This is a genomic window from Binatus sp. (SeqCode) (assembly GCF_036522015.1).
Taxonomy (GTDB): Bacteria; Desulfobacterota; Binatia; order Binatales; family Binataceae; genus Binatus.
The window spans coordinates 1-4,428 of sequence record NZ_DATDGQ010000297.1 but is presented as its reverse complement, the minus strand read 5'-3'; the positions used below and the strand labels follow the sequence as shown (position 1 = coordinate 4,428).

General features: G+C 59.5%; 5 protein-coding genes and 1 pseudogene. 5 read left to right on the top strand and 1 reads right to left on the bottom strand.

Going from position 1 to position 4,428, the window contains the following annotated elements; all coding sequences use genetic code 11:
• Positions 1–1,023 (bottom strand): B12-binding domain-containing radical SAM protein (locus tag VIW95_RS12675; RefSeq protein ID WP_331587020.1); only part of this gene is annotated, 1,023 nt, incomplete at its 3' end.
• Positions 1,024–1,167: 144 nt separating this feature from the next.
• On the opposite strand from VIW95_RS12675, the gene VIW95_RS12670 reads away from it, so the two are divergent.
• The 5 genes and pseudogenes from VIW95_RS12670 to VIW95_RS12650 all read left to right on the top strand — a co-directional run.
• A complete protein-coding gene (locus VIW95_RS12670) occupies positions 1,168–1,899 on the top strand; it encodes a hypothetical protein (RefSeq protein WP_331587018.1) in 732 nt (243 codons plus the stop codon).
• 39 nt (positions 1,900–1,938) lie between these two features.
• Positions 1,939–2,127 carry a hypothetical protein gene (locus VIW95_RS12665; RefSeq protein WP_331587016.1) on the top strand — a complete coding sequence of 63 codons (189 nt, stop codon included), beginning with the start codon at positions 1,939–1,941 and terminating at the stop codon, positions 2,125–2,127.
• Positions 2,128–2,294: 167 nt separating this feature from the next.
• Positions 2,295–3,314 carry an aldo/keto reductase gene (locus tag VIW95_RS12660; RefSeq protein WP_331587014.1) on the top strand — a complete coding sequence of 340 codons (1,020 nt, stop codon included), beginning with the start codon at positions 2,295–2,297 and terminating at the stop codon, positions 3,312–3,314.
• Positions 3,315–3,525: 211 nt separating this feature from the next.
• Positions 3,526–4,095, top strand: a pseudogene (locus tag VIW95_RS12655) (nucleotidyltransferase domain-containing protein); the annotation flags it as partial.
• Positions 4,096–4,113: 18 nt separating this feature from the next.
• The coding region (locus VIW95_RS12650) for a VOC family protein (protein ID WP_331587009.1) at positions 4,114–4,428 on the top strand (315 nt) is incomplete at its 3' end.

Genomic DNA, 4,428 nt, shown 5'->3' with positions numbered 1-4,428 from the left:
GAAGCGCTTCACGTCCCACGACGGGTCGGCGATCAGGTTGACCGCGACCGTCAGCCCAATCTCGCGCGCGACTTCGAGCGCCTTGAAATTCACGCCCATCGACGATCGCTTGCGATGCAGCTTCAGGCCCTCTTCGTCGATCGCCTCGAGCCCGAGGAACATGTACTCCATCCCGAGCTTGCGCCAGTAGCGAAACACTTCCGGATTGCGGCACAGCACGTCGGCGCGAGTCTCGAGGTAGTACTGCTTTTTGATTTTGCGCTTTTCGATTTCGTGCCCGATCGCAAATCCATGCTCGGGATGAATGAACGCGACGTCATCGACGATGAAGACGTTGGGCTCTTTGATCGACAGCATGTCCTCGGCCGCCGCTTCCGGCGTCGATTTGCGGTAACTGCGGCCGTAAAACGTCCATGCGCTGCAGAACGAGCAATCCCACGGACAGCCGCGGGTGAACTCGATCGACGCGCACGGATCGAGCACGCCGATAAAATATTTGTTGCGCCGCCGCCCGAGATCGCGCGCCGGAAAAAACTGATCGAGATCGTCGAGCATGATCGGCGTCGGCCCCGACCCCTGCGCCGTCAGCACTCCGGGAACCTTGCCAATCGAGCCGGTGCCGATCGCATCGAGCAGCATCGGCGTCGCGGTCTCGCCTTCGCCGCGGATGACCGCGTCGATCGCGCCCTCCGCATGCTCGAGGATTTCGTCCGCGACAAACGACCCGCTATGCCCGCCGGTGAAGACGAAGCAGTCCTTCACCAGCCGCTTCACATCCTTGGCGAGATCGATCACCTCGGGCACATTGGCGAGATAATTCAGCGAGAAGCCGACCGCATTCGGCTTGAAGCTCTCGAGCTCGGCGAATAGATCACGATGCTTGAAAATTTGCAGATCGATAATCCTCACGTCATGGCCGGCCGCGCGTGTCGCCGCCGCCACCCGCTCCATTCCGAGCGGTTCGAGCCGCAAATAAATCTCGCTGTACATAAGCGGACTTGGATGTACGAATAGGATCCGCATTAGATTTCCTCCGGGCGCAGTGTTCGCGACGTCCCGCCTGACCAATCGGCCAGTCAGATCAAAAGCATCCTAATCTGCTCGCCGAGTCAATGAAATAGGGGCATGGGCGTTAATCCGGCCTCCATGCTATTGGCTTTGGCAACGGTGACTACGAATGAAGATGTGCAGAGCGTGAGCAGAACTCTTCTAATACTCCCGTTGGTCACGCTGCTCGTAGCGGGACTGCCCGACTTTCCCGCCACACTCGCCGACGAACAACCCAAGGTGGAAAAGGAATGTCTCAGCTACGACCCCGCCTATGAAAACGCTCCGTTGTTCGTGGTCAAAACCAGCCCGGGCGAACAACGCGCCTGGCTATACAAGAAGACTCAAGCCTGCCCGAAAGACAAGCCGTGCGGGTCGCGTCAAAAAGCTTACCTGGTGAGCGGCGACGTGGTCTTTGCGGGCCCGCCGAATCGAGGTTTTCGATGCGCCTACTACGGCAGGCCCAATGGTAAGATCGTCGCCGGCTTCATTCCTGTCGAGAACCTCGGACCGGTGACTGAAGACGCCAGCATGTCGATCGATTTCGTGATCGGAACATGGAATTACGAAAGTGACTCGATCGGAATAAAGGCGGCTGCCGCGGGACAGGTCAGCGGCGATGGACAGGCGTCCTATCAGACGGCTGAAACCGTTAACGAGGGAAGTTTTTCGGCGCAAGCTCCTCTGGCGGCAGGGCAGAAGGAGCTGGTGTTCAAGGAAGGCGATGACGAATCGTCCTGCGTGGTGAAACTTCGGCGGCGAGGACCGTACCTGGTCGCGTCGGACAACGGCAACTGCGGCGGCCTGAACGTCAGCTTCGGTGGAATCTACACGAAGGACAAAACGAAATAGACGAGTATCAAATCCCGGTTCATGCTATTTTGGTGTCCGATGTCTAACGGCGACGCACCGCAGCCGGGCCAGCCACAACAGGGTAGCTACCTGTTCATCTTCGTGATTTTTATCGCCGTGCTGATCGACGCCTTCCTGTTCGCCCAAGTGCACGCGAACTATGTCCATGACCACGGCTACGACGTCCGCCCGCGCCACCCCGCCGTCGCCAAACCGGCCCCGCCATAACGCACCGTCTCCGCATCCGGTCCCCCTTCCCGCACGGGTAGGGGTTAGGTCGCCAGACGCAATCTCCAACGCCTCGTCACCTCGCCCTTGACACGCGTGCGCGAGCGCCGGAATTTTGGCACTGAGCTCGAAACTCCAAACCCTGAAAAAAGAAAATCGGAGAAATCATGCAGTACTCGAAACTCGGCAAGACTGGGATCACCGTCTCGCGCATCTGCCTCGGATGCATGAGCTATGGCGACAAGAAATGGCGTGACTGGGTGCTCACGATGGACGAGGCACGCGATCACTTCGCCGCCGCCGTCGAATCCGGGATCAACTTCTATGACACCGCCAACGTCTATTCAGTCGGCGCGAGTGAAGAGGTCACCGGGCGATGGCTCGGCGAGATGGCCAAGCGCGACGAGATCGTGGTCGCGACCAAAGTGCACGGCCCGATGGCGTCGGGTCTCAATCGCGCCGGCCTCAGCCGCAAAAATATTCTCGAAGCCTGCGACGCGTCACTGCGCCGCCTCAAAATGGATTTCATCGACCTCTACCAAATCCATCGATGGGACTACACGACGCCGATCGAGGAAACGCTCGAGGCACTCGACTCTCTGGTTCGCGCCGGCAAGGTGCGCTATCTCGGCGCGAGCTCGATGGCCGCGTGGCAGTTCGCCAAGGCGCTAGCGATTCAAAAAGAAAACGGATGGCACCGGTTCATCTCGATGCAGAATCATTACAACCTGGTCTATCGCGAGGAGGAGCGCGAGATGAATCCGCTCTGCATCGACAACGGCGTCGGCTTGATTCCATGGAGCCCGCTCGCGCGCGGTTTCCTGGCAGGCAATCGCGACAAGGGCGGCACCGGTCCAACCGCGCGCGCCAAGACCGACGACTTCGCCAAGAACATGTACTTCCGCGAATACGACTTCGAAGTGCTGAGCGTCGTCGAGCAGATCGCCAAAGAGCGCAGCGTGACGCCGTCGCAGATAGCGTGCGCATGGATCCTGCAGGCGCCGGGCGTCAGCGCACCCATAATCGGCGCGACCAAGCTCGCGCATTTGAAAGAAGCGATCGCGGCGGTCGACGTGAAACTGACGGCGGACGAAGTCGCCGCGCTCGAGAAGCCGTACCGGCCGCATCCGATTTTGGGGCATGAGCAGCCAAGACCGTCGCGGATGGTCTCGTCGCGGGCAACCTAACCCCTAACCCCTTTTTTCGGGCCTCGCGTGAAGGGGGACCGGACGCGCGCTATGTTTCACGTGAAACGTGGAGTCGATCGCGGATAACTCAATGTTAGCAACGGGTATATGCCGAATATGTTTCACATGAAACGTCCCGCTATGGCGTTTTAGTTCAGGAGAAAGGACCGCGAATACGCCTACAACGGACCTTAAAGCGTTACTTGAGGTTGCGGAGGCGATGGCTGGTCTGCGCGCGCCGTTCTACTTCGTCGGGGGATGGGCAATCGACCTGCATCTCGGGCGCGTGACGCGCGAGCATCATGATGTCGACGTGCTCGTCATGCGGCGCGATCATCTCGGACTGCACAAGGCGCTGAAACAATTTTCGCTGAAGAAAATCATCCCGCATCCCGAGGGCCTGGTGAACCGCGGAACTCTCGTCGAGTGGCCCGCGGGCGAGCGGCTCGAGCTGCCGATCCATCAGATCAATGCGTATCGCGCGGGCCAGACGGAGCCGGCGTTCCAGGTGATGCTCGAGGAGTCGTCGGATAGCGAATGGATCTTTCGGCGCAATCCGGAAGTGCGCATGCCGATATCGCGGATGGGATTTTATCCGCTGTGGGGACTTCCGTATCTCGCGCCGGAGATCGAGCTGCTGTTCAAGGCGAAGCATCTCGAAGCGCGCGATCGAATTGATTTCGACAATGCGAGAACGGCGCTGAGCGCGGACGCGCGGCGATGGCTCCGCGACGCGATCGAAAAAACGCATCCGGGCCACGAATGGCTGAAGGCGCTCTAACTGGAATGGAGAACTGAGATGGAAATCAACGGCATGGCGCATGTGATGCTCACGGTCAGTAATTTCGAGGCGTGCTTTCCATTCTATGAAAAGCTGCTCACGTATCTCGGACTGAAGCCGGTCATGCGCAGCGAGGACATGCTCTACTGCGTCGGCGGCAGGACTGCGGTCGGAATCATGCGCGGCGACGATTCGTATCGCGCGGAGAAATTTCAGCAGCGTCGCGTCGGGCTGCATCACCTGTGCCTGCGCGCGCGCGAGCGCGGCGACGTCGACGAGATTTACGGCTATCTCAGGAAAATTGGCGCGAAGATTGTGCATCCGCCGGAAGAC

What these genes read in the sequence shown, in the direction of transcription:
- VIW95_RS12665 (WP_331587016.1), top strand. Translation starts at nt 1,939, where the DNA reads ATGTCTAACGGCGACGCACCGCAGCCGGGCCAGCCACAACAGGGTAGC.
- VIW95_RS12660 (WP_331587014.1), top strand. Translation starts at nt 2,295, where the DNA reads ATGCAGTACTCGAAACTCGGCAAGACTGGGATCACCGTCTCGCGCATC.